We start from the raw sequence: 24,625 nt of genomic DNA, 5'->3' as shown, positions 1-24,625 counted from the left end.
CGGACGGCGTGCAGGGCTGTGATCACTTCCGTACGGGAGCGGCGGGTCCTGCGTGGCGGAGGCAGCGCGGCCATCACATGCCGGCTCCCCTCCGCTCAGAGCTTGTTGCGAAGGGGAGCCGGCATGTCGGGGACGAACGTCAGCCGTCGGAATCCGGCGACGGCAGATAGGCGCCGGGCACGTCATCCGGTCCGTAGAACTTCGTCTCGCCGGGGTACGGCTTCGTGAATCCGTAGGTCTGGTACCACGTGAAGTGGTTCATCTGCGCGGGGTTCGCGTAGTCGGCCTTGGCGTGAATGCCCGTCAGTGGCTGTTGGGACTGCCACTTCTGCCACTGCGCCGCGAGCTGCTTCTTGTCCGCGGGCACCTTGCCCGACGGTACGGCGGCCGCCTTCGGGTCCTGCGGAGCCGGGGTGTCCTCGCCGCAGGACGGCGGGGTCTTCAGGCCTGCGGTGAGCGAGGTGCGGTTGGGCACGGCGTTGAACGGCGTGTAGTCCGGCTTGGACCTGAACGCCCCGGTCATCGGGGTGGCCGCGCTGTCCTTCTGGTTCATCGGGTGGATCCCGAGGATCTGCTCGATGGTGCGGACCATGGTGATCTGCGAGTAGTAGTGGCTGTCGACCTTGCCGTGCTGGGCCCAGGGGCTGATGATCTGGATCGGCGCACGGTGGCCGTCGACGTGGTCGAGTCCGGCCTGGGAGTCGTCCTCGACGACAAAGATCACCGAGTCCTTCCAGTACTTGCTGTGCGAGATCTTGTCGACGATCTTGCCGGTGGCGAGGTCGTTGTCGGCAACCTGGGCAGGGGCGTTGGCCGGGCCGCCGGTGTGGTCGCTGGAGAGCCAGAACATGTTGAGGTCGGCGGGGCCGTTCTTCTCGAAGTCCTGTTTCCAGATCTGGTAGCGGTACTGGTCGGGGATGCTGGTGTCGAATTTCGGGAAGCCGGGCACCGACACGCTGTTGAGCGAGGGGATCGGTGAGGACGAGGTCAGCTTGTAGGCCGTGTCCGTGCCGGTCGTGTCCATGGTCTTGGCGTCGCAGTACAGGTTCTGCCAGCTCGCGTCGGCGGGCTTGGTCAGGAACTGGTGGAACTCGCCGAAGTCGCGCACGGACTTGCCGACCGCCTGGGCGCCGCTCCAGATGAACCCGGTGCGCTGGTGGCCGAGGGCGTCGTCCTCGGTGTCGTAGCTGCGCTGGTACTCACCGGCCGAGGACTCGGTGTACTCGGGGTTGTCCGACTGCATCAGCCAGTTGTGGCCCTCGGCGGAGTTCGTGCCGATGTCGTAGGTGTTGTCGTAGAGCCCGAACTGTTCGGCCATCGCATGCTGATTGGGCGTGACGTTCTCGCCGAACTCGGTCAGCGCCGGGTCGCCGTCGCCCTGCGGCATGTCGCCGAAGAGTTGGTCGTAGGTCCGGTTCTCCTTGACGATCATGAAGACGTGCTTGATCGTCGACGGGTCGCCGAGGCGCGCGGGGACGGGCACCGGCTTGGCGTGTCCCTTGCCCGCCCTGACCGCGCCCTTGGTCCAGCCGTTCTGCTTGAACACCTTGGCCGTCTGCGACTTGACGGTCCTGTCGTCGGGGAGCGTGAAGTGCGTGAGGCTCGACGTGGTGTCGTGGGTGGCGTGCCCGGCCTTGGTCGTGGGGCGGCGGGCGTCGATGCCACGGGTGTTGGAGACGATCACCTGGTCGCCGACGGCTGCGATCTCCGCCGGGAAGTAGTCGGTGGGCAGGAGTCCTACGTAACCGACCGGTTCCTGCGCGGACTTGTAGCGGTAGACGGCGATCGCGTTGGCGCGGCCGAGCGTGACCAGGAGCCGGCCGTCGTCGGTGAGCGTGACCGCGTCGGGCTCGTAGCCGACCTTGGCCTCGGGCCACGGCTGGGTGGCGATGGTCTGTACGACCTTGTCGTTCGCGGTGTTGATGACCGAGACGTTGTTGGATGCGGTGTTCGTGACGAACAGTGCGCCCTTCTTCGCGTACAGAGCCGTCGGGTGCAGACCGACGTCGATGCTCGTGGGCGCGGCGGAGGGCGTGGCCAGGTCGATGACGCTGACGGTGCCTGTCGTGGTGGCACCGGTCTTGGGATCGGCCGGCACCTGCGTGTTGTAGGAGTTGATCGTGGTCTCGCCCGGTCTGGCCGGGCGGCCGCCCTCGTTGCTGACGTAGAGCTTGTCGCCGACCGCGACCATGTCGCGCGGGGCGTTGCCGACGGCCCAGCTCTGTTTGACGGCGCCGGAGGCCGCGTCGAGCGCGACGACCCGGTTCTGGCCGTTGACCGCCGAGTAGACGGTGGAGCCGTCGGGCGAGAACACCGCCTCGCCCGACAGCGCGTGCTTGGCTCCGTCCGCCGGGATCTTGATCGCCGTCGGGTCGGCGACGCTGCCGTCGGGATTGACCGTGAACCGGGTGTAGCCGTCGGTACGGCTGAGCCACAGCTGCTTGCCGTCGGGCGAGTACGTGGGGCCTTCCTGACCCACGTCGTTGCCGTCGAGCTGGAGATTCGCGGCGGCGGACTTGCCGACGAGCTGCTGCACCTTCCAGTTCTTCAGGTCGATGACCGACAGCGCGCCCGGGCCGTCGGTGATGGACGCCGCGAGGTGGGTGCCGTCCGGGCTGACCGTGGACGACATGATCTTGCCGTCGTTGTCGACCAGGCGTTCGCCGTACGGGGCCAGATACTGGTCGCTCGGCAGAACCTGGCCCCGGTCGGTGATGTCGCCGACCTTGTCCGTGCCAAACTGGTGCGTGGCGGCCATCGCGGTGCCGGTGGCGACGAGGACGGCGACTGCGGTGACGCCTGCCGTGATCAGGGGTGTACGGCCGGCGTATCTGCCGAACAGGCCGGTGGGTGCCTGCTTCGCACGCCGGCGGCGTATGACATGCATGGAGAGGGTCATCCTTTCGCGGTGGCAAGGAGCGCGACGTTGCCGTCGAACTGCCAGAGGGGGTTGGGCGTATCCCCTTGGGGGGTGCTCAACAGGAAGTAGCCGTTGACTTCCTTCGGACCGTCGCCGTCGGCGACGTAGCGCCCGTCTGCCGCGAGATCAAGCTGGTAGACGGCCTGTCCGGTGGCAGCGACGCCGGGCAATTGCCAGGAGACGACGCAGCGCCAGCCGTTGCCCGGGCCCACGGGCGAGGCCTTCGCGTCGCCCTTCGTACAGACCGCCGAGGTCTTCAACTGCGCCTCGGTGACGGCAGGACGGTGCAGTTGCTCGGTCTGCATCCGGTACAGGTGAGCGAAGGCCGTTGCCACCGAGCGCTGCACCTTCTCCTGGTCGATGCCGGATCCGGTGGCACCGTGCACCGTGGTGAGTGCCGCGATCGTGACGGCCAACAGCCCGGCCAGGGGCAGGGCGCCGGCGGTGACCGCACGGCGGCCCGTGCCTTCGACGTTCGGGTTGGTGAAGTCGCGCCGCAGGAAGAGCAGATACGCCAGGACCGTCGCGAGCACCGCCCACACCAGGCCCACCGTCACACCGATCAGGAGCGGGCCGAGCTGCGCCGGGGCGGTGAACAGGCCGTTGAAGGAGATGAAGGCGTATCCCGGCAGGGCCAGGCGCACGGCGACCGGCAGCGGCATCAGCTGTACGAGCTGCATCGCGAGCGCGACGAGCGCGGGGAGGAGCAGCCCCATCGGCGACCGGCCGAGGGCGACGGAGCCGAGAAGGCCGATCGCAGCGAGCGCCAAGGTGGGCGCGAGGGCGGCCGCCCAGGCAAGGAGGACACGGACCGCGGTGTCGCCGGGTGTGAGGAGGTGTCCGTCGAGGCCGACGAGCGGCTGGTTGCCGACCGCCAGAAGCCCGCCGACCGTACTGGAGAGGGCAAGGCCCACCACGAGGAGCAGGATGACGCTGAGGCTGGCCAGCGCCTTCGCCACGAAGATCCGCCGTGGTGAACGCATCGCGACGAGCAGGTGGCGCCAGGTGCCGAGCCGGTCCTCTGCGGCGAACGCGTCACCGGCCACCACCGAGGTGAGCAGCGGCAGCGCCCAGGAGCCCGCGAATCCCAGCAGGACGAGCGGTCCGGCCCAGCCGGTGGCGTGCATCCAGCGGCCGAAGAGCGTGTCGGTGGGCAGGGTGCTCTGCTCGCTCACCGCGGCGACGAACAGGCCGGGCGCGAGCCAACAGGCCAGTGCGAGAAGCCGGATCCGCCACTGCGAGACCAGCTTGACCAGCTCGAATCGGTAGCCGCGGAACATCGGGACGGCGGATGCAACGGTGGCGGGGGCGGCAGCGGGAACCACGGGCGAGGGCGCGGTGATCACGATGCCTCCTGATGCTGGGTGAGGGCGAGGAACGCGGCCTCCAAAGGGGAGACGACCGGGGCGAGTTCGCGCAGTGCGATCCCCTCGCCCACCAGGCGCACCACGAGGTCGTCGAGGGCGGGTATCAGCGCGCGCACGACGAGCGCACCGGCGTCTCCCGGCGCACCCGCGTCGTCCACGACACGGATGCCGTCGGTGTCCGCGGCGATCCGGCGGGCGGCATCGGGGTCCGAGGTGCGCAGCCGGTAGTCGAGTTCGCTGCTCTCGGCGGCGAGTTTGCTCAGGGGCCCCGAGAAGACGGCACGCCCTGCGGCGAGGATGGTGACCTCCGAGCACAGCGCCTCGAGGTCGTCCATCCGGTGACTGGAGAGCACCACAGCAGTGCCGTCGGCCGCGAGGCGGGCAAGGACGCCGTGGACGTGCTTCTTGCCTGCCGGATCCAGACCGTTGGCAGGCTCGTCGAGTACGAGCAGCCGGGGCTTGGTGAGCAGCGCCGCGGCAAGCCCGAGCCGCTGGCGCATGCCGAGCGAGAAGCCGCGCACCCGCTCGTCGGCGACGTCGGTGAGCCCCACCTGTTCCAGTACGTCGTCAACGGCCGTTGCGCGCCGGTCCAGACCGCGCAATGAGCCCAGGGCGGCCAGGTTCTTGCGGGCGGTGAGCGAGGGGTAGAGCCCGGGGCCGTCCACGAAACCGGCCACGCCGTCGGGTACGGACGATGCCGTGCCGGACGACGTACCCAGGATCTCCAGGCTGCCCATGTCGGCGACGGCAAGCCCGAGCAGCAGGCCGAGGAGGGTCGTCTTCCCTGCGCCGTTGGGTCCGACCAGACCATGGATCCGCCCCTGCGGCACATCCAGGTCTATGGCATCGAGGGCGACGACGTCGCCGAAACACTTACTGAGCCCGCGCGCCCGGATGGCAAGGAGTGTGTCCATGGGTCCCCAACTCTTGAAGCCTTTGGGGACCCTAGGGACAGAACACTGCGTACGCGTCGACGGTTGATTGAACGTACATGGAACGTCAGGTCATGGAATTGCCATGTCCATGGAGCACCAGACCCACTCCCGGCGCACTCCTGCTTCCGCCGGCCCATCCGCGGTGGAGTGACTGTACGTACGAACTCGCCTCCCTCACCGCCCACGGGGCGGTAACTTCCTGTACTGCACCGACAGTTGTTCCCAACCCATTGCCGTCTCGCGTGTCGCGCCTCCGGCTCACACGCCGTTCTCGGGGAAACCGATGCCGAACAAGATCGTCAGTTACACCCTCGATGACGGCTCCGAGGTCCGGTTCGAGATCGAACCGGATGGCGGACCTCATCAGGTGGGTCATGGAGGCTCGGTGGGCCGCATCGCGGAGGCTGTGCAACCGGCCGTAGCGGCGGCGCAGGTGGTGCTTCAGCAGGTCAGGAGCCTGCAGCCGGGCGAGGTTACGGTGAAGTTCGGCGTGAAGGTCTCCGGCACGGCGAACTGGCTGGTGGCCAAGGCCGCCAGCGAGGCGAATTTCGAGGTCACCATGGCCTGGCGGCCCTCCGGAACAGATGGCGCCGGCAGTCTCAACCGCGCCGCCGACAGCGCGGAAGGCGGTGAGGGAGATACGAGCGGCAACGACCAGGACGAACCACCGCAGTCATGAACAGGGAACCGGCTGACCTGACCTGGCTGGCCGCAGTGCACGAGCAGGCCGAAGGGGCGGATTCGCCTGTCGGATCCGGCTTCCTCATCGATGAGAACCGAGTGCTGACCTGTGCTCACGTCGTGTACAGAACGCTGGACAACACCGACCCCCACGAACAGCTGTGGGTCGCCTTCCCGCGTAACCGTGCCCTGGGAGATCAGCGCCTCCGAACCTCCCGCATCGTCCTGCCGCAGCAACCGATGCCCTACCGCGACCGCAGGAGTGGGCGGGACTTCCTCCTCAACGATGTCGCGGTGCTCTTCCTGGCCGAACCGCTCGACGCGCACTGCGCCGCTCCGCTGCGGCACCCCGAGGACAACGACCTGGCGGGCCGGACCTGGTGGGCGTTCGGGTTCCCCGACATGTTGGGAGACTCAGCCGCCGGGACCGTGGCCAAGGAGCTCGGCCACGACTGGCTGAAGCTGAAAGTGACCGAGGACACAGTCGAGGACGGCTTCAGTGGCACCGCGCTGTGGTCGCAGGAGTACCAGGCCGTCGTCGGCATGATCAGTCACAGCACCGGGCAAGGCGGCACGGCGGACGCGCTCAGCCTGCGCCGCATTGAACAGGCCCTGCCCGAGGAGAAGCTCCATCTGCTCTCGGCCGGCCGCCACTTGGAGGCCGCCGGCACCGATGCCCTTGCGCACTGGGGCTGGCAGCTGACCGACGACCCGGAAACCGGTCGGCACTGGCACCCACGCGCTCGCGGCGTCACCACCGACGCGGACCGCGGCCACCGCTTCCGCGGGCGCAGCAGCGCGCTCACTGCCGTGCGGGACTGGCTGGACGGGCAGGGCGCCGGCCGGCGTGTGCTGGTGGTCACCGGCTCACCGGGAGCGGGCAAGTCCGCACTCCTGGCACGGATCATCACCACCGCCGATCCGCAGCTCGCCGACGAGCTGCCACCCGGCGACGACGCCGTACGCGCCCTTCCCGGATCGGTCGCCTGCGCAGTCCACGCCAAAGGCAAGACCGCCCGTGACGTCGCCCGCGAGATTGCCCGTGCCGCCTCGGCCGAACTCCCCGAACGCCCCGAGGACTTGCCCTCCGCGCTTCGCCGGGCCCTGGAACGCGACCGCCGCGACCACCGGTTCACCGTCATCGTTGACGCCCTGGACGAAGCCGCGACCCCCGCCGAAGCCCGCGCGATCATGCGCCACATTGCCCGCCCCTGCGCCGAAAACCTCGACGCCCTCGGAGTACGCATCGTCGTCGGTACCCGGATCAGCGACAACGCAGGCTCTCTGCTGAACGAGTTCGCGCCCAGCCTCACCATCGATCTCGACGACCCCGCGTACTTCGACCGCGACGACTTGGTCGCCTATGCATGTGCCACCCTGCGTCTCGAGGGCAGCGAGCGCCCAGGAAATCCCTACAACGACGACACGGCCGCCCGCTCGGCCGCCGACCAAGTGGCCAGGGCCGCCGGCCGGAACTTTCTGGTCGCTGGACTGATAGCCCGAGCCCACGGCCTGTACGACACCGAACCGGTAGGCGCTTTCGCCCCCGTGTTCCCCGGCGGACGCGAGAGTATGTCCGGAGTGGACGCTGCGGGCCGTCCGTTCGGCGCACCCGGCGATACCGTCCGCTCCGTGGATTCCGCTCTCGACGCCTACCTGGAGCGGATACCCGCCCAGGACGGCGTTCCTGCCAGAACCCTCCTCACCGCACTGGCCTACGCCGAATCCCCCGGCATTTCGGCCGACTTGTGGTCAGCCTTCATCCAGGCGCTGGGCGACGTGGCCCTTCCGCCCGCACGCATCCGGGACTTCGCCCGTACGGACGCCGCCAACTTCCTCGTCCAGACCAGCGACGACCATGGTCAGGCGTGCTACCGGCTCTTCCACCAGGCACTCAACGACGCCCTGCGCCGCGTCAGCGACGTAACGGACGACCAAGCGCGTCTCGCACGCGACTTGATTGCGCGGGGCAGGGCAGCCGACACATGGCGGAGCGCACCGGGCTACCTGCTGCGCAACTTGCCGACCCACGCCGTCCACGGCAATGCCATGGATCTGCTTCTCGCCGAGGACCACTACCCCCTGTACGCCGACCTGCGCGCCTTGCTGCCCGCTGCACTGACGGCTGCCTCCAGCCCCGAAGCCCGCGAACGCGCCCTCCTGCTGCGCCGCACGCCTCTGGCCATCGACGAGAGCCCGGGCACACGCGCAGCCCTGATCAGCCTCAGTGAAGTGACGTACGGGACGGGGACGTTGTACCAGTCGGACACCTCACCGGCACCTCCGTGGCGGGCCCTGTGGTATCGCGGCGAGCCGCGTACGGAGGTTGCCGTCCTGGACGGCCACACCGGCTCGGTGAATTCGATCTCCGCACTGCCGCAAGCCGACGGCAGCACGCTCCTGGCCACGGCGAGTTCCATGGTCACGGGCGGGGGTGAAGGCGACGGCACCGTTCGGATCTGGGACCCCGCCACCGGGGCGCTCCACCACACCATCGACGGGCACATCGATTTCGTGGCGTCGGTCTGTGTGCTGCCGCAAGCCGACGGTAGTTCCCTCCTTGCCACCGGCCAGGGAGGGCTTGAGGGCAGTTTCGAGGACGAGGGCGAGGGGGTCGTCAGGATCTGGGACCCGGGCACGGGGGAACTCCGTCGGACTCTCGCAGAGGGGACGGGCTGGGCGCGCTCGGTCTGTGCATTGCCGCAAGCCGACGGCAGCACGCTCGTAGCGGTCCTTGCGGGCATCTCCGACACCACCATGACCAGTTCGGTTCGGATCTGGGATCCGGCTACCGGGGAGCACCACACCTTGGAAGGAGACAGCAACGAGTGGGGCTCGATGTACGGGGTGCCGCAGGCCAATGGCGGAACGCTCCTGGCCGTCGGTGGGCCCGAGGGGTTCGTAGAGATCTGGGATCCCGTCACCGGGAAACTCCGCCGCACGCTGGAGGGGACCGGCTGGGCAGAGGCGTTGTGCGTACTGCCGCAGACCAACGGCAGCACACTCCTGGCCGTCAGTGGGCGCGAGGGGATCGTGCGGATCTGGGATCCCGTCACCGGGAAACTCCGCCGCACGCTGGAGGGGACCGGCTGGGCAGAGGCGTTGTGCGTACTGCCGCAGGCCGACGGCAGCACGCTCCTGGCCGTCGTCGTGAACGATGTCCGAGCCACCAATACGAGCACCGTTCGGATCTGGGACCCCTCCTCCGGGGAACTACGCCACACACTGCCGGGCGGCACCCATGCGGAGATCGTGGTGTGCGTAGTGCCGCAGGCCGACGGCAGCACGTTTCTCGCCACCGGCATCGGCAGGGACGAGGACATAATCGACCGTGAGGGCGAGGGGATCGTCCAGATCTGGGATCCGGTCACCGGGGAGCTCCGCCACACGCTGGAGGGGCATATCGGCTCGGTGTGGTCGATGTGCGGGGTGCCGCAGACCGACGGCAGCACGCTCCTCGCCACCGGCGGCGACGATCACACCGTTCGGTTCTGGGACACCGTCACCAGGAGAATTCACCGCCCGGTGGAAGGCCAGGACAGTTCGGCGGTGGTGGTGTGTGCGCTGCCGCAGGCCGACGGCACCTCACTCCTCGCCATCGGCGGATCCGACAAAGTCCGGATCTCGGATGCGGTCACGGGGGAGATCCACCGCACCCTGGAGGTCGACTTCAAGTACTTGGGAGCGCTCTGTGAACTGCCACAGACTGACGGCAGCACGTTCCTCGCAACCGGGGCCCGCGACGGAACGGTTCGGGTCTGGGACCCGCTCACCGGGAAGCCCCGCCACACCCTCAGAAAGAGCACCTGCCCAGTGAGGGTGGTGCTTGTGCTGCCGCAGGCCGACGGCACCACACTCCTCGCCATCAGCGACGAACGCGACAACCACTGGGTCTGGAATCCCGGCACAGGGAGAACCCGCAACCTCAAGCAGGCTCGCTGGGGGAATACGGCGTGTTCGGTGCCGCAGGCGTGCGGAAGCACACTTCTCGCCACCCGTAGGGACGGGGGATCGATCGAGGTATCGGAACCGGTCGCCGGGAAGTTCCGCCACACCCTGGAGGGACGTTTCGATTATGTGGGGACACTTTGCGCGTTGCCGCAGGCCGACGGCACCACGCTCCTCGCAACAAACAGCGACCACCGCACCATTCAGATCTGGGATCCGGTCACCGGGGAACTCCGGCACACGCTGGAGGGTCATCGTGAACGGGTGACAGAGATGTGTGCCGTACCTCGAGCCGACGGCACCACGCTCCTCGCAACGTACGGCAATCGCGCCGTCGTACGGATCTGGGATCTCCACGAGAAGGAATGCGTGATGTGGATACCCGTATCCATGCAAGTGAGGTCCCTGTGCTGGATACCGAACCCGGGCGCTTTGGCGGTGGGCAGCGAGCAAGGAGTACTGGTGATCGACGTGGGGACGGCTGTTACAGGACGGAAGAGGCCCGGCTGATCGAAAGTCCCTACGGCGCACCGGCCCGTCTGACGAGCCATCACCGAATAGCGAACCGCCCTTCAAACACGCGCACGTCGCCGCAAGTCGGGACGGTTCAGATTCTTTTCGCGCATGCCCGTGCGGGTGGGAGCCGGGATGGGAGCAGAAGAAGGGCCGTTCGAGAACGACCCTTCACCTGCGACGTTCGATTGAACGAACTGTCGGGACGACAGGATGTGAACCTGCGACCTCTTGCCCCCAGCGCTGCGGTCGCTCCTAGTTCAGAGTCTCGAACGCCGCATTTCGGGCATCCGCCGGCACGGCGGCAGGCACGATCATCTGCGCCGGAGTTCGTGTCCCGCCTCCGGTGGACGTACTCCAGGTGACAGGAGTCGCTGCGGCGAGTCCCCTCAGGTGCGGGTCCAGTGTTGGTTGCTGCCGTTGGAGCAGGTGTAGAGCTGGATCAGGGTGCCGTTGGCAGTGCCGGCACCGACGGCGTCGAGGCAGAGACCTGACTGGACGCCGGCGATGGAGCCGTCGGAGTTGAGACGCCATTTCTGGTTGTCGGCGCCCCAGCAGCTGTAGATCTGGACCCTGGCACCGTTGCCGGTGCCGCCGGCGTCCAGGCACTTGTTGCCGTACACCCTGAGCTCACCGGCTGCGGTGTACGTCCACTGCTGGTTGGTGGAGCCCGAGCAGTCCCACAACTGGACCTGGGTGCCGTCGGCAGTACTGGCGTTGGGCACGTCCAGGCAGCGGCCCGACCCGGCCCCCTTGACCGTTCCGCCGCCCGTAGGGGGCGTCGTGGTGGAACCGCCGTTGAGCGCGTTGAGGACGGCGGTGTATGCGGGCTTCTTGCTGCCGTCGCCGTTGAACAGCAGCGGCGTGTCTCCCGATCGCCAGGAGTCGGTGTCGCGCACACCCCAGACGGTGATGCCGAGGCAGCGCGAGACGGCCAGGCAGTCGTTGGTCACGCCGGCGTACGTCGTGGACGAGGCGCCCTGGATGTCGAGTTCGGTGATGGCCACGTCGACGCCGAGGGCGGCGAAGTTCTGCAGGGTGGTGCGGAAGTTGCTGTTGTACGGGCTGCCGCTGTTGAAGTGCGACTGGAAGCCGACGCAGTCGATCGGCACGCCGCGCTGCTTGAAGTCCTTGACCATGTTGTACATGGCCTGGGTCTTGGCCCAGGTCCAGTTCTCGACGTTGTAGTCGTTGTAGCAGAGTTTGGCGGCCGGGTCGGCGGCGCGTGCGGTGCGGAAGGCGACCTCGATCCAGTCGTTGCCGGTGCGCTGCAGGTTGGAGTCGCGCCGGGCGCCCGAACTGCCGTCGGCGAAGGCCTCGTTCACGACGTCCCACTGGGCGATCTTGCCCTTGTAGTGGCCCATCACGCCGTTGATGTGACTGATCATCGCCTGGCGCAGATCGCTGCCACTGAGGCTCTGCATCCAGCCGGGCTGCTGGGAGTGCCACGCCAGGGTGTGACCACGCACCTGCTTGCCGTTCTGCACGGCCCAGTTGTAGACCCGGTCACCGGAAGTGAAGTTGAACTGGCCCCGCTGCGGTTCGGTGGCGTCGGGCTTCATCTCGTTCTCGGGCGTCACCATGTTGAACTCACGGCCGGCGATCGACGTGTAAGCCGAATCGCCCAGCCTGCCCGAGGCGATGGCGGTGCCGAAATAACGGCCGCTCTGCGCCGCGGCGGCGCCGAGCGTGCTCTCGGCGGCGTGTACGGGCGGCGGCGCGATCAGCGTGCCGGCGGAAACGAGGATGCCGATGAGCACCGCCGGCAGCAGACTTCGGATCTTCTGGCGGGTAGCAAGTCCGGGAAGGGCATATGAGCCCATGGCTGTGCCTCCTAGGTCGAAATCACGGAAAGACTGAAGCGCGGGAAATCTGCGCCGTTCCCTCCCTCTCGGCAGACGGACGGAGCGGGCCGGAACCCGGGCGGCATGGACCGCCCAGGGTGGACGTCGTTCGGCATCCCGAACTCCGGCCGGTGTCTCAGACAGGGATGATTGAGGCGTTGACGAGGACTCGTCAATACTTCCCGCAGAAATAGTTTCCGTTTCTCATCCGAAAATTTTCGGAACCCCAGCGGGCCGGCCGACGAGCTCGCGGCACCATCACCAACGGATACCACAGGGCCCGGGACGTGCCTTTTCCAGGCGACACGGCAGCCCAACAAGCCCAAGAGGAAGGACTGTTTGCGGACAGATCGGTAACAGGCCTTGACCGAAGGGCTCCGCATTCCTACCTTGTGGCATCGGAGAATCCGGGAAATCTCCGAAAACTTATCGGACTGCTCTCTGCCCCGACAGAGCCGCTCTGCGGTTCACCGGGGCGACCTCACCCTCCGCCCCCACCAAGGAGGCCTCTGATGCAGACGGCGCGAACATCACCTAATGGCTGTCCCGTGACGATCTTGGAGGCGGGGGCAAGGTCTGTTGCCGCACTGTCCGTTCGGCCTGTCCGACGACTGTGAGGAACCTCGCGTGAGACTGGGCCTGGGTTGCGCCATGCTCCTCTGTGGGCTCGTCCTGATAGCTAGATCGCGTTGGACCCGTTGGAACGGAGTGCACCAACGCTGGCAGGGCGGACTCAGCCCGGGATCCACCGACTGGCGTTGGGCGGTGCCAGGGATAGTTGCAGCCCTGGCCGGAATCGTGATCCTTGGTTGAGGGCTGTCCCATGATCGAGCTTCGAATCGATACAGACGTGGGCCGGTCGCGCGAGAAGGCCCCTCGTTCCCGGCCCACGGCCGGACCGGCGGACCGGGGTCTCCCAGGTCGGTGGCCGTGCGGTCACGGAGGTCGTCGGTGAAGCGGGCGACGCTGGGGCGGACGAGGTGCGGAAAGGCGGCCCCGGAGCGGACCGGACTCATATGATCACCGCATGTCTGACATTGCGATCGAGAGTGCGACCGGCTGGCTGTCCGACGACGAGCTGGAGACGACCCGTGAACGTATGCCGATCCTGTACGTGGAGGCCATCCCCGTACGCGTCGACGAGCACGGCGAGGTGACCCACGTCGGGCTGCTGCTGCGCATCGACCCCGAAGGCACGGTGAGCCGCAGCTTCGTCTCCGGCCGGGTCATGCATCACGAGCAGCTGCGCGCCGCGCTCCTGCGCCACCTGGAAAAGGACCTCGGCCCGGTGGCGCTCCCCCGCATCCCGGTCTCGACCCAGCCGTTCACGGTCGCCGAGTACTTTCCGACGCCCGGAGTGACACCGTTCCACGACCCGCGCCAGCACGCGGTGTCCCTGGTCTACGTGGTCCCGGTGAGCGGCGACTGCCGCCCCCGGCAGGACGCCCTCGACCTGGTGTGGTTCACCCCTGGGGAAGCCGCCTCCGCATCGGTCCTCGACGAGATGCAGGGCGGCCGGGGAGCCCTCCTGCGCCAGGCCCTCGCCCACGTCGGCGCGGCGACCTGACCGGCGGTCACAGCCCTCACAGCCGGACCACCCGTGCCCACGAGCTCGAGGACCTGACCGATGACCAGTCGTCGCGGGCATGGGCGTGCCTGTCGTCCTCTCAGCCCGCCCGGCAGAACGGCCTCTTGCCCATGGCGGATTCGATACCGCCGAGGATCAGTTTCTGGAACTGTTCGGCGCCGGCGTATGAACCGTCGGTGGAGAAGTCCTTGGCGTCGTGGCCGAGTGTGGTGAGCCAGGCGCGGCCGCCGTCGTAGTACTGGCACCAGGCGACCGGGTGCACCTTGCCGTGGCCGGGGTGGCCGTAGTTGCCGGTGACCCCCTTGGCGAGCGTCGATTCGTCGACCGTGGCGAGGAGGCGTACCTCGGTGGGTGCGGGGACCAGGTTGTACCACTCGTCGGTGAAGGCCCAGCGGGCCGGGAGGTTCGCGGTGGAGGTGTCCTCACGGTTGGTGGTGACGACGGTGCCGGGCTGTTCGGGGCCGTGGTCGTAGAAGTTGGCGCCGCCGAGGAGGCCCTCGTACCAGGGCCAGTTGTACTCCGTGCCGAATGCGTTGTGGATGCCGACGAAGCCTCCTCCGCCTCGGATGTACTGGCGCAGTGAGGTCTGGGCGGCATCGTCGAGCGCGTCGCGGCTGGTGGAGAAGAAGATGACCGCGTTGTACTTGAACAGCTGGGCGGGGGACGACAGTTGGGCGATGTCCTCGGTCCAGTCGACAGTGAAGCCGTTCGCCTTGCCCATCGCGATGAGGGCGTTCTGTACCACGTTGGCAGCGGTCAGTGCAGGGTCGAGGCCGCCTGCGAGTGCGGGACCGAGGTCGGCGTGACGGGGGCCGGCGGTGCGGGTGTAGAGGAGCACCTTGTAGCCGGTGGCGGACGGGGTGAAGTTGCCCCAGTCGTGGTAGCAGGACGGGCTGGTGCCGCGGCAGACGCCGTAGTCGGGGGCGCCGAGCTGCCTGGCACCGGTGGACTGCGGTCCGGCGTGGGCGGAGGCCTGGAACTGGCCGCCGAAGAAGGCGGCCAGGGCGATGAGCGCGATGGTCATCGCCAGGGCGAGCGGGGCGCGGGTTCGGGGTCTTGGCGTCATGACGGTCGGTCCCTTCACTGGACGACGATCTTGCCGGTGGACTGGGGGAAGACCGGGTCGTTGTAGAAGTACTCGCCGGTCTTGGTGAAGGTGTGTGCGTACGACTGGCCTGGCATCAGCAGTCCGGTGTCGAACTCGGCATCGAAGAAGGCCGCCGCGCCGTGCGCCTGCTGGTTGTCGGCCGGGTTGACGAAGGTGACCGTGGTGCCGGTCGGGACCGTCAGGTTCTGGGGTGCCATGGCCGTCTGGGCGACGGTGTTCTCGGCGGTGCCCGGTGCGCCTGTCCTCGTGTCCCAGATCCGGCCCAGGGTCACGGTGTTGTGCGCGGCCTCGCCCGTGACGGCGGTGGTGCGGATCTGGTTGCGGCGCGAGGGCGGGGTGGGTGCGGTGGCGGGCGGGAGTTTGCCGCCGAGTTTGAAGGCCCAGAGATGGTCGCCCTTGGGGATATCGGGAAAGGGCAGTCCGTTTCCGCCGGCGAGCACGGCGACGTACTGCTCGCCGTCGATCTCGTAGGAGACCGGGATGGTGTTGACTCCGGCCCCGCACTGCCAGGTCCACAGGGTGCTGCCGTCGGTGTCGTCCATCGCTTCGAGTACGCCGTCGGGGCGGCCCTGGAAGAGAACGCGGCCCGCCGTGGTGAGAATGCCGTTGCCGTGCGCCAGCGACCAGTCGCCCTCCTTGCGCCAGGCGACGGTGTTGGTGCGCGGATCCATGGCAACCAGGCCGCCGCCGAAGAGTTCACCGAGCGGGCGGGCGGTGTTGACCCGGCCTCCATGGGTGTTGGAGTACGAGGAGTTGACCAGTCCGTAGCCGATGTAGACGTAGCCGGTCTTCGGGCTGAAGGACGGGAAGCCCCAGTCGCCGCCGCCTCCTGCGCCCGGGAAGATGATGGTGGCGCGGTCCCAGAAGACCGAGTACAGGCCGCCGGCCGGGTAGAAGGGGACCGGCCTGGTGGGTTTGTCGAGCCGGGGGAAGGGGTCGGTGAAGGGCTCGCCGCCGGGGAAGGGCTGAGTGGGAGAGGTTTTCTGCTCGGCCTGCTGGGGAACGTCACGCTCTTCCATGCCGTGGATCGCCTCGCCGGTGCGCCGGTCGAGTATGTAGAAGTGGCAGGTCTTGGAGCCGTAGACGACGACCTTGCGTCTGCGTCCTTCGATCAGGAGATCGGCGAGGACCGGCGCCATGACGTTGTCGGCGTCCCAGATGTCGTGGTGGACGGACTGGAAGTGCCAGCGCCGTGCGCCGGTCTTGGCGTCGATGGCAACGATCGAGTTGGCGAAGAGGTTGTCGCCGCCCCGGGACGATCCGTCGGTACGGGGGTAGGGGTTGCCGAACGTCCAGTAGACCAGGCCGAGTTCGGGGTCGACGGCGGGATGGATCCAGGGGACGGCGCCGCCGGTTTTCCAGGAGTCGCCCTCCCAGGTGTCGTGCCCGTACTCGCCCGGTCCCGGTGGCCCCCAGAAGGTCCAGGCGACGTCTCCGGACTTGGCGTCCAGGGCGTAGCCGCGGCCGCGCGCGCCCGCTGTGGAACCCTCGGTGCCGATATAGATCAGCCCGTCGAAGTGCACGACCGCGCCTGCGAGTCCCCCGCTGTTGCCGCCGCACTGGCCGCTGTTGTCGTCGCAGCCGTCATCGCCTCCGTTGTCCTCGACGATCAGGGGTTTCTGCCAGACGACGGCCCCGGTTCTCTGGTCGAGGGCGTAGACGATGTTGGCGCCCGAGATGGAGAAGACCAGGCCACCGGCGACGGCCACGCCCCGCATGTTGGTCGTCTCGGTGCCGAGGCTGGTCTTCCAGATGACCTCACCGGTGCGCCCGTCGACGGCGAAGACGTTCTGCTGCGTGGTCTCCACATACAGCACGCCGTGCTGCACGACGATCGTGCACTGCTGGTACTGGGCGGTGGAGCCGCCCTCCAGGTTGAGGTGCCAGGCCCCGCCGAGTTTGGCGATGTTCTTGGGTGTGACGGCGGAGAGTGCGGAGTGGTTCTGGTTGCCGTAGTTGCCGCCGGCTTTGGGCCAGTCACGGGCGCTCACGCCCAGGGCCGCCGACTGTGGTGGTACGGGAAGCGCGAGGCCGGGAGTCCTGCCGGAGGCCTCTGCGGGGCCGGCCAGGGAGGTGGCCGCGGTGGTGCCGGTCGCTGCGGCTGTCAGGAGGAAAGTACGCCGTTCCATCGATCCCTCGATTCGATCAAGGTCCGCCAGGTGGTTCGTACGATCCGCAGAATGGTCACGCGGACAGGGGGTCACGCTAGGGACGCCGCTACGCCCGTGGCAAGACCTGCGGCAAAGGAAACTTGTCCGGGCGACAGTTCAACTTCGGGTCAGGAATGCCCAGTTGGTACCACCAGGTGGACCGGCACCATGCTGGGCGGCATGGGGCTCTTGTTGCGGCGCCCCTGACCGCTCTCCTCCCAGGCGTGCGCCAGGATGCCGACGCTGCGGCTGAGCACGAACAGGCCGCGGGCGAGCGGCGCCTCGAAGCCCAGCTCGGCATAGATGACGGCGGTGGCACCGTCGATGTTCATCGGGACGGGCTTCTTCCCCTCGCGCCCCTGGTTGAGCTGCGCCTCCACGGCGAGCGCTGCCCGCAGGTGTGCGCCCTCCACCAGCCCGTCGGCCACGGCACGGTCCACCAGGGCGAGCAGCGGATCACGGCGTGGATCACGGGGATGGAAACGGTGCCCGAAGCCCGGCAGGTAGCGGGAACGGGTTCGCCATTCGCCGATGACCTCGGTGACGACTGCATCGAAGTCGCGGCCCTCCCGGTGGCGTTCGCCGATGTCGCTGAGCAGTTGTACGCACTGCTGCCCGGCCCCGCCGTGGACGTCACCGAGCATGTTCACGCCGGTCGCCATCGCACTGTTGAGACCGATCCCGCAGGTGGCGGCCATCCGGGCGGCGGCGATGGAGGGCGCCTGCGGTCCGTGGTCGACGCCGGCGACCAGGGCCGCCTCCAGGAGCCGGGCCTGCTCGGCCCTGGGCAGGGTGCCGCGGAGCATCAGCCAGATCGTCTCGGCGAAGGTCGCGCGGCCGATGAGGTCCTGGACGGGGTGTTCCCGCAGTTCGATGATGCCGGGCTCGACACGGCTCACCGCGGTGGCCCACCACTGAGCGACCAGGCCGTCCTGCGGTCCGGTGTTCTGCCCGTCGCTCATGACCCCAGCACCCCGGAAGCCCGGCTCTCCGCGCGCCAGCGGGCAATCAGCCGGTGACGCTCCTCGTTGTGCTCGCCCAGCAGCGGCGGTGGCTGGTCCGGGTGCGGGGGCCGTCCGTCGACGAGCACGCCGTTCCCACTGATGCGCAGGGTGCGGCCGGATCCGTCCGGGTAGGGCAGATCGGTGAAGAAGCCGCGATGGCCGAGCTGTTCCAGCTCCACGGCCTCGGGAACGCTCAGTACGCGGGCGGCGGGGACCCCGGCGGCGGAGAGCGTCGTCTCCCACTCGGCGGCGGTCTTCTGCCGCAGCGCAGCGTTCAGCTCGGCGTTCAGCTCGGCGCGGTGGATCTTGCGTGCCTCGCGCTCGGCGAAGCGCGGGTCCTCCAGCAGGTGCGGCAGCCCGGCCAGTCTGCAGAGCGTCTCGAACTGCTCCTGCCGGTTGGCCGCGATGTTGAGCCCGCCGTCGGCCGCCTCGAAGGTTCCCGAGGGCGCCGCGGTCGCGTTCTGGTCGCCCATCGGCTCCGGATCCACCCCGCTGATCAGGTAGTTGGACACGGCCCACCCCATGGCGGAGAGGGACACCTCCAGCATGGAGACATCCAGGTGGGCCCCCTCCCCCGTCCTTTCCCGCCCGAGCAGGGCCGCGCTGATGGCGAGCGCCGCCCCGAGCCCGCCGAGCGAGTCGCTGACGGGAAATCCCACCCTGAGCGGCGCGGTGTCGGTGGTGCCGGTAATGCTCATCATTCCGGACAGACCCTGGATGATCTGGTCGTAGGCGGGGGCCGAACTCATCGGTCCCGACTGCCCGAAGCCGGTGATGGCGCAGGACACCAGCCGGCCGTTGAGCTCCCGCAGCCGCTCGGGCCCGTATCCGATACGGTCCAGGACCCCGGCCCGGAAGTTCTCCAGGAGCACATCGGCGCCGCGCACAAGGTCCTCGAAGTCCGCACGGTCCGCAGGGTCCTTGAGATCGAGTACGAGAGACTTCTTGCCGGCGTTCTGGGCGAGGAAGGAGGCGCCGATACCGGCCCGGTTCAGCTCGGGGTCGGGCCCGAGGCTGCGGGCGAGGTCGCCCCGGCCCGGCTGTTCGACCTTGACGACCTCGGCGCCGAGGAGCATGAGGTGATAGCTGCAGTACGGTCCTGCGAGCACATTGGTGAGATCGAGTACGCGGATTCCTGAGAGCGGTCGTTCCGTCATGCACCGGCTCCTTCTGCGGTCGGATCACATCGTGGGGCTGAGGGGGTGGGCGAAGCCCTGGTCCGACATCCGCCGGGCGACCTCCTGCAGAGCTCCGGCGAACCGCTGGACGGTCTCCTCGGGAAAGCGGTGGCTCGGCCCGCTGAGCGAGAGCGCGGCCACCACGGCTCCGCTCCGGCCCAGGACCGGTACGGCAACGGCCGTCAGGCCCTCGTCGCGCTCGCCCCGGCTGACCGCGAAGCCGTGTTCGGCGGCCGTGTCCGCCCACACCCGCAGCTGCCGCGCGTGCAGTTCGCCGTACGGGGAGCCCTGTGCGATCCGGTGGAGCAGGCTGTCCGGGGCCGTACCGAGAAGGATCTTCGACGAGGCACCGGCCCACAGCGGCAGTTCGTCGCCCACGCCCACAACATGGCGCAGCGCCTGAGGGCTCTCCTGCTGCGCCACGCAGACGCGGTGCTCGCCGCGCAGCATGAACAAGTTGACAGTTTCCCGCTGTTCCTCGGCGAGTTCCCGCATCAACTTGCGTGTCTCGCGCGGAAGTTCCCAGCTGGTGTGGGCCAGATGCGCCCAGCGCCACAGGCCGGGGCCCGCGGTGTAGCCGGCCGGGGTGTCCCAGAGCAGGCCGCACTGTTCGAGCGTCTGCACGAGCCGGACGGCCGTCGTCTTGGCGAGACCGGTTGCGTCGACGATCTCCCGCAGAGTGACGGTCGGCCGGTCCTCGCTCAGCAGCCCCAGGATGTCCAGCGCCCTGCGCACACTGCGCACCCCCGTCGCCTCTGCGGACCGCTCCTGCTCGGACCGTTCCATCGGCTTCCCCCTTCGCTTGAAAACTTCCTCGAACTGCCCTCTTGCCAGGGCGAGTTCGGCGCCCGTACGTTACACGCCGACCCACAGAGCAGTCCACCGGTACCACTGAGCGGTTCTTCGGGAGATCTCATGCTGGAATCCCTCCTCAAAGCGGGCACCGAGGCCACGGTCGCCGAAGCTCCCGCATTCATCGCCGGCGCGTGGGGTGGCGAGGGTCCTCCCCTCATACGAACAGGGCCGTATCTGCGCCGTGTTGTCAGCCGGACGACCACCGCGACCGGCGAGGAGGTAGCCCGGGCTCTGGCCTACGCCCGTCCCGCTGCCCGGGCCGTGGCCCGTCTGACTCCCGCCGCCCGTGCGGAGATCCTCGAGCGCGCCTCCCGCGCGGCTTCCGAGAACCGCGAGGGCCTGGCCAGGCTGCTCGCCCTGGAACTGGGCAAGCCGCTCAAGGACGGCCGCGGCGAGATCGACCGGGTGGCGGACACCTTCGCGGTGTGTGCGGCCGAGGCCCGCCAGATCGGTGGTGAGATGCTGCCCGTCGCCGGCTGGGCGCGCGGGGCCGGAAACACAGCGCTCACCTACCGTGCACCGGCCGGAGTGGCCCTCGCCATCACCCCCTTCAACGCCCCGGCCAATCTCCTTGCGCACAAACTCGGCGCGTCCTTCGCCGCCGGCAACACCACCCTCGTCAAGGCACCACCGCAGGCCCCGGCCTCCAGTGCCGCGATCGTCGCCCTGCTTCTGGAGGCCGGACTGCCGCCGCAGGCGGTGCAGTTGCTGCACGGAGGCGGCGAGGTCGGTGCGCTGCTGTGCGCGGCCGACGAGGTAGCCGTCATCAGCTTCACCGGCAGCGGGGCCACCGGCCAGGCGGTGGCCCGCGCCGCCGGCGCCAAGCGACTGGTGCTGGAGCTCGGCGGGAACGCCGCCACCGTCGTCTGCGAGGACGCCGACATCGCGCAGGCCGCGAAAGAGTGCGCCCGTACCGGATACAGCAACTCCGGGCAGAGCTGCATCTCCGTCCAACGGGTCTACGTCCACCACTCCCGCTACGAGGACTTCCTCACCGCCTTCGCCCAGGGCGTCGACGCCCTGAAGGTCGGCGATCCGCTCGACGCCGCCACCGACGTGGGTTCGATGGTCGACGACGACGCGGCCGAACGCGTGGTCCGCTGGTCGGCCGAGGCGGCTGCCGCGGGCGCTCGTGTCCTGCGCGGCGGCACCCGCGAAGGCGCCACCGCCGCGCCCACGATTGTGGCCGGCCCCACCCGCGACGCCCAGGTCGTGGTGCAGGAGATCTTCGGCGCACTGGTCACCGTGCTCCCCTACGACGACTTCGACGCCGTCATCGCCGAGTGCAACACCAGCCGCTACGGCCTCCAGGCCGGGCTCTTCACCCGGGACATGGGGCGCATCATCACCGCCTGGCGGGACCTGGAGACCGGTGCGCTGATCGCCGGAGGTACCTCCAACTACCGCCTGGACCATGTTCCGTTCGGCGGAGTCAAGGACTCCGGGTTCGGCCGCGAGACACCCCGGTCGATGATCGAGGACTACACGGTCGTCAAGACGCTGATGCTCCGCGGCATGTCCGTATGGGGCGCATCGGCCTCGCTCGACGAGGAGTCGGACCGATGACCGTGACTGCCGCGGAAGCCCTGGTCAGCCAGCTCGAGTCGTACGGAGTCGACCACGTCTTCGGTACGTGCGGACACACCAACATCGCCCTCCTCGATGCGTTGGGCCCTTCCTCCATCACGTTCGTGATCGCCCGTCACGAGCAGGCCGCCGCACATGCCGCCGACGGCTACGCCCGCGTCTCCGGCAAACCCGGCGTCCTCCTCACCCACGTCGGCCCCGGCATGATGAACGCGGTCACCGGGGTGGCCACCGCCGCCCTCGACTCGATCCCGTTGGTCGTCATCTCCGGCGACATCCCCTCCTATTACTACGGGCGCCACCCGCACCAGGAGGTCAACCTCCACGCCGACGCCGACCAGAGCGCCGTCTACCGGCCGTTCACCAAGCGCGCCTGGAACGTGCACCGGGTCCAGGACCTGGCCCGCACCTGCGAGCGCGCCTTCTGGACCGCGACCTCCGGCCGCCCGGGAGCCGTCCTGATCAATGTCCCCATGGACCTCTTCAACCGGCAGACCGACCCGTACGAAGGCCAGAACCCCCTGCCCGGCGGCTCGGCAACACCCGGCCTCGACGAGGTCACCGCCGAGCGCGTCGCCCAGGCGCTCCTCGCCGCCGAGCGCCCGCTGATCTACTTCGGCGGAGGACTGCGCGAACCGGCCGCCAGGGAAGCGTTGTTGGAGCTCGCGGAACATCTGGACATTCCCCTCACCCACTCCCTGATGGGCAAGGGCCTCCTGCCCGACAGCCACCCCCTCCTTCTCGGCATGCCGGGCTTCTGGGGCCTGGAGACCACCCACGCGTACACCAAGGGCGCCGATGTGGTCCTCGCCCTGGCCACCCGCTTCGCCGAGACCGACGCCAGTTCGTGGGATCCCGCCTACACCTGGACCTTCGGCGACCGGCACAGCCCGCCGAGCCGGCTCATCCAGATCGACATCGACCCGGCCGAGATCGGCCGCAACTACCCCGCCGACATCGGTGCCGTGGCCGATGTGGGCCTCGCGGTGCGGGCCATCGGCGCTGCTGTCAGGGCCGTGCGGCCCGAGCCGCTGGTGCGTTCCGGACTGCGCGACACCATCACCACCGCCCGCAGGAGCGTTTTCGACTCCGCCCGCGAGGCCGGGCTCAGCGACAGCTTCCCGCTCCGCCCGCAGCGCATCCTCGCCGATCTGCGGGACGCGATTCCCGACGACGCGATCCTGGTGACCGACGTCGGCTGGAACAAGAACGGTGTGGCCCAGTGCTACGAACTCCCCGAGACCGGACGGTTCATCACCCCCGGCGGAGCCTCCACCATGGGCTTCGGCCCCGCCGCGGCCATCGGCGTGCAGATCGCGCAGCCCGAGCGCGTCGTGGTCGCACTGGTCGGCGACGGCGGGATGAGCGCCCAGCTGCCCGCGCTCCCCATGGCCGTGGAACAGGGCCTGCCCGTGGTCTTCGTGGTGATGAACAACCGCGCCCACGGCACCATCGCCGACCTCCAGACCTCCTCCTTCGGACGCTCGTACGGCTGCGAGTTCACCGACCCCGAAGGCAGGCCCTACAGCCCCGACTTCGCGGCCCTCGCCCAGTCCTGCGGCGCCGAAGGACACACCGTCACCACCCCTGCCGATCTGCCCAAAGCACTCGCCGAAGCGATCGCGCGGCGCAGGCCCGCGGTGATCGACGTACCCATGGTCAACGAGCCTGTGCCGACCCCCGGCCACTGGAACATCAAGGACATCTACCGCGGGTCATTCACCGACTGACGGCACGGAACGCATCCGACCTTCCTTCTCCCTACGAGGTGACCCCATGCCCCGCACTCCGCGACCAAGCATCCTCACTCTCTGCGTGACCTCCGCACTAGCCACGGCCCTGGCCGCGTGCAGCGCCCCCGGTGACTCCGGAGACAACGACAAGGCCACCACCGGCCCCATCAAGGTCGCGGTGGTGAACGCGCAGAGCGGACAGCTCAGTTCGCTCGGCGACTGGGAATACAAGGGCGCCAAGCTCGCCGTCGCCGAATGGAACAAGAAGGGCGGCATCGACGGCCGCAAGATCGAGCTGAAGCTCTTCGACGACCAGGGCGATCCGACCACCGGCACCAATATCGCCCGCAAGCTCGCCAGCGAGAAGTACGTGGCCATGCTCGGCACCGCCGAGAGCGCGGTGACCGTCGCCATGGGGCCCGTGCTCCAGCAGGAGAAGATCCCCAACATCACCTCGGGCCAGTCCAACGCGTTGGTCGCGCTGAAGAGCCCGTTCCTCTTCCTCAACGGGCCGACCTCCACCACCTACGACACGACGCTCGCCCAGTACCTGGTGACAGCCAAGGGCCACAAGAAGATCGCCATGATCACCAACAACGGCTCGTTCGGGAAGGGCGAACACGACGCCTTCCTCAAGGCCGCCAAGGACCTCGGTGTCACCCCCTCCACCGACCAGGTCGTCACCACCGACCAGAAGGACTTCAGCGCCGCACTCACCACCATCCGCGCCAAGAAGCCCGACGTGATCTTCATCGGCTCGGAGGAGGTGGAGGCCGGACTGATCGTCAAGCAGGCCCGGGACCTCGGCATCACCGCACCGTTCGCGGGCGCCGCACCGCAGGGCACCCCCGTCTTCATCGACACCGCGGGCAAGGCCGCCGTCGAGGGCACGATCGTCAGCTCGCCGTACCTGAGCAACGACACCAGCGACGCCTCGAAGGCCTTCGCCGCCGCCTACAAGGCCGCGTACGGCAAAGAGGCCGAACTGCACGGCGCGAAGGCCTACGACGGGGCGAACATCCTGCTCACCGCCCTCAAGACCAGCAAGGGAGCGACCGGCCAGAAGCTCGCGGACGCGATCCGCGCCACCGCGTACCAGGGCCTGCTCGGCACTTTCCAGTACGGCGAGGACGGCGTGGGAATCACCAAGACCACCATCGGCGTGATCCGCGACGGCAAGCTCGTCCCGCAGAATTAGGCCCCGGGGAGAACAC

Annotated in this window: 15 protein-coding genes; 6 read left to right on the top strand and 9 right to left on the bottom strand. The window is 68.6% G+C overall.

The annotated features are described in order from the left end of the window. Nucleotides 1–139 precede the first annotated feature (139 nt). The 3 genes from OG707_RS37715 to OG707_RS37705 all read right to left on the bottom strand — a co-directional run bounded on the left by OG707_RS37715 (nucleotide 140) and on the right by OG707_RS37705 (nucleotide 5,201). Entirely contained in the window at nucleotides 140–2,887 is a 2,748-nt protein-coding gene (locus OG707_RS37715) for a bifunctional YncE family protein/alkaline phosphatase family protein (RefSeq protein WP_329126381.1), read from the bottom strand. Nucleotides 2,888–2,895: 8 nt separating this feature from the next. Further along, on the bottom strand, nucleotides 2,896–4,200 hold the full coding sequence (locus OG707_RS37710; protein WP_329128188.1) for an ABC transporter permease: 1,305 nt from the start codon (nucleotides 4,198–4,200) through the stop codon (nucleotides 2,896–2,898). A gap of 62 nt (nucleotides 4,201–4,262) precedes the next feature. Beyond that, a complete protein-coding gene (locus tag OG707_RS37705; RefSeq protein WP_329126380.1) occupies nucleotides 4,263–5,201 on the bottom strand; it encodes an ABC transporter ATP-binding protein in 939 nt (312 codons plus the stop codon). A gap of 304 nt (nucleotides 5,202–5,505) precedes the next feature. Here OG707_RS37705 and OG707_RS37700 point away from each other — a divergent pair, with 304 nt between their 5' ends. After that, on the top strand, nucleotides 5,506–5,901 hold the full coding sequence (locus OG707_RS37700; protein ID WP_329126379.1) for a CU044_2847 family protein: 396 nt from the start codon (nucleotides 5,506–5,508) through the stop codon (nucleotides 5,899–5,901). Then, entirely contained in the window at nucleotides 5,898–10,361 is a 4,464-nt protein-coding gene (locus OG707_RS37695) for an AAA family ATPase (protein ID WP_329126378.1), read from the top strand. Before OG707_RS37700 ends, OG707_RS37695 begins: the two co-directional genes overlap by 4 nt. A gap of 392 nt (nucleotides 10,362–10,753) precedes the next feature. On the opposite strand, the gene OG707_RS37690 is transcribed toward OG707_RS37695, so the two are convergent. Further along, nucleotides 10,754–12,187 carry an endo-1,4-beta-xylanase gene (locus OG707_RS37690; RefSeq protein ID WP_329126377.1) on the bottom strand — a complete coding sequence of 478 codons (1,434 nt, stop codon included), beginning with the start codon at nucleotides 12,185–12,187 and terminating at the stop codon, nucleotides 10,754–10,756. A gap of 1,048 nt (nucleotides 12,188–13,235) precedes the next feature. Here OG707_RS37690 and OG707_RS37685 point away from each other — a divergent pair. Further along, a complete protein-coding gene (locus OG707_RS37685; protein WP_329126376.1) occupies nucleotides 13,236–13,775 on the top strand; it encodes an NUDIX hydrolase family protein in 540 nt (179 codons plus the stop codon). A gap of 100 nt (nucleotides 13,776–13,875) precedes the next feature. On the opposite strand, the gene OG707_RS37680 is transcribed toward OG707_RS37685, so the two are convergent. The 5 genes from OG707_RS37680 to OG707_RS37660 all read right to left on the bottom strand — a co-directional run bounded on the left by OG707_RS37680 (nucleotide 13,876) and on the right by OG707_RS37660 (nucleotide 20,022). Beyond that, entirely contained in the window at nucleotides 13,876–14,862 is a 987-nt protein-coding gene (locus tag OG707_RS37680; protein WP_329126375.1) for a ThuA domain-containing protein, read from the bottom strand. 14 nt (nucleotides 14,863–14,876) lie between these two features. Beyond that, on the bottom strand, nucleotides 14,877–17,033 hold the full coding sequence (locus OG707_RS37675) for an outer membrane protein assembly factor BamB family protein (protein ID WP_329126374.1): 2,157 nt from the start codon (nucleotides 17,031–17,033) through the stop codon (nucleotides 14,877–14,879). Between the two features lie 149 nt (nucleotides 17,034–17,182). After that, nucleotides 17,183–18,016 carry a citryl-CoA lyase gene (locus OG707_RS37670; protein ID WP_329126373.1) on the bottom strand — a complete coding sequence of 278 codons (834 nt, stop codon included), beginning with the start codon at nucleotides 18,014–18,016 and terminating at the stop codon, nucleotides 17,183–17,185. Next, on the bottom strand, nucleotides 18,013–19,215 hold the full coding sequence (locus tag OG707_RS37665; RefSeq protein WP_329126372.1) for a CaiB/BaiF CoA transferase family protein: 1,203 nt from the start codon (nucleotides 19,213–19,215) through the stop codon (nucleotides 18,013–18,015). Before OG707_RS37665 ends, OG707_RS37670 begins: the two co-directional genes overlap by 4 nt. Before the next feature lie 24 nt (nucleotides 19,216–19,239). Beyond that, nucleotides 19,240–20,022 carry an IclR family transcriptional regulator gene (locus OG707_RS37660; RefSeq protein WP_329126371.1) on the bottom strand — a complete coding sequence of 261 codons (783 nt, stop codon included), beginning with the start codon at nucleotides 20,020–20,022 and terminating at the stop codon, nucleotides 19,240–19,242. A 129-nt stretch (nucleotides 20,023–20,151) separates the two neighbouring features. Here OG707_RS37660 and OG707_RS37655 point away from each other — a divergent pair, with 129 nt between their 5' ends. From OG707_RS37655 to OG707_RS37645, 3 genes are all read left to right on the top strand, one after another. After that, nucleotides 20,152–21,657, top strand: coding sequence for an aldehyde dehydrogenase family protein (locus OG707_RS37655; protein WP_329126370.1), 1,506 nt, complete (start codon nucleotides 20,152–20,154; stop codon nucleotides 21,655–21,657). Next, a complete protein-coding gene (locus tag OG707_RS37650) occupies nucleotides 21,654–23,408 on the top strand; it encodes a thiamine pyrophosphate-binding protein (RefSeq protein WP_329126369.1) in 1,755 nt (584 codons plus the stop codon). The genes OG707_RS37655 and OG707_RS37650 overlap by 4 nt, the downstream gene beginning before the upstream one ends. Before the next feature lie 85 nt (nucleotides 23,409–23,493). Beyond that, nucleotides 23,494–24,609 carry an ABC transporter substrate-binding protein gene (locus tag OG707_RS37645; protein ID WP_329126368.1) on the top strand — a complete coding sequence of 372 codons (1,116 nt, stop codon included), beginning with the start codon at nucleotides 23,494–23,496 and terminating at the stop codon, nucleotides 24,607–24,609. Nucleotides 24,610–24,625: the final 16 nt, after the last annotated feature.

Source organism: Streptomyces sp. NBC_01465 (assembly GCF_036227325.1).
In the GTDB taxonomy this organism is placed as follows: domain Bacteria; phylum Actinomycetota; class Actinomycetes; order Streptomycetales; family Streptomycetaceae; genus Streptomyces.
This window is presented reverse-complemented; position numbering and strand designations above follow the sequence as displayed.

Excerpts from the sequence above, each read along its gene's own strand:
- OG707_RS37710 (WP_329128188.1), bottom strand. The coding sequence starts at position 4,200 with ATGTTCCGCGGCTACCGATTCGAGCTGGTCAAGCTGGTCTCGCAGTGG.
- OG707_RS37695 (WP_329126378.1), top strand. The coding sequence starts at position 5,898 with ATGAACAGGGAACCGGCTGACCTGACCTGGCTGGCCGCAGTGCACGAG.
- OG707_RS37685 (WP_329126376.1), top strand. The coding sequence starts at position 13,236 with ATGTCTGACATTGCGATCGAGAGTGCGACCGGCTGGCTGTCCGACGAC.
- OG707_RS37700 (WP_329126379.1), top strand. The coding sequence starts at position 5,506 with ATGCCGAACAAGATCGTCAGTTACACCCTCGATGACGGCTCCGAGGTC.
- OG707_RS37665 (WP_329126372.1), bottom strand. The coding sequence starts at position 19,215 with ATGACGGAACGACCGCTCTCAGGAATCCGCGTACTCGATCTCACCAAT.
- OG707_RS37650 (WP_329126369.1), top strand. The coding sequence starts at position 21,654 with ATGACCGTGACTGCCGCGGAAGCCCTGGTCAGCCAGCTCGAGTCGTAC.
- OG707_RS37715 (WP_329126381.1), bottom strand. The coding sequence starts at position 2,887 with ATGCATGTCATACGCCGCCGGCGTGCGAAGCAGGCACCCACCGGCCTG.
- OG707_RS37655 (WP_329126370.1), top strand. The coding sequence starts at position 20,152 with ATGCTGGAATCCCTCCTCAAAGCGGGCACCGAGGCCACGGTCGCCGAA.
- OG707_RS37670 (WP_329126373.1), bottom strand. The coding sequence starts at position 18,016 with ATGAGCGACGGGCAGAACACCGGACCGCAGGACGGCCTGGTCGCTCAG.
- OG707_RS37660 (WP_329126371.1), bottom strand. The coding sequence starts at position 20,022 with ATGGAACGGTCCGAGCAGGAGCGGTCCGCAGAGGCGACGGGGGTGCGC.
- OG707_RS37705 (WP_329126380.1), bottom strand. The coding sequence starts at position 5,201 with ATGGACACACTCCTTGCCATCCGGGCGCGCGGGCTCAGTAAGTGTTTC.
- OG707_RS37690 (WP_329126377.1), bottom strand. The coding sequence starts at position 12,187 with ATGGGCTCATATGCCCTTCCCGGACTTGCTACCCGCCAGAAGATCCGA.
- OG707_RS37675 (WP_329126374.1), bottom strand. The coding sequence starts at position 17,033 with ATGGAACGGCGTACTTTCCTCCTGACAGCCGCAGCGACCGGCACCACC.
- OG707_RS37680 (WP_329126375.1), bottom strand. The coding sequence starts at position 14,862 with ATGACGCCAAGACCCCGAACCCGCGCCCCGCTCGCCCTGGCGATGACC.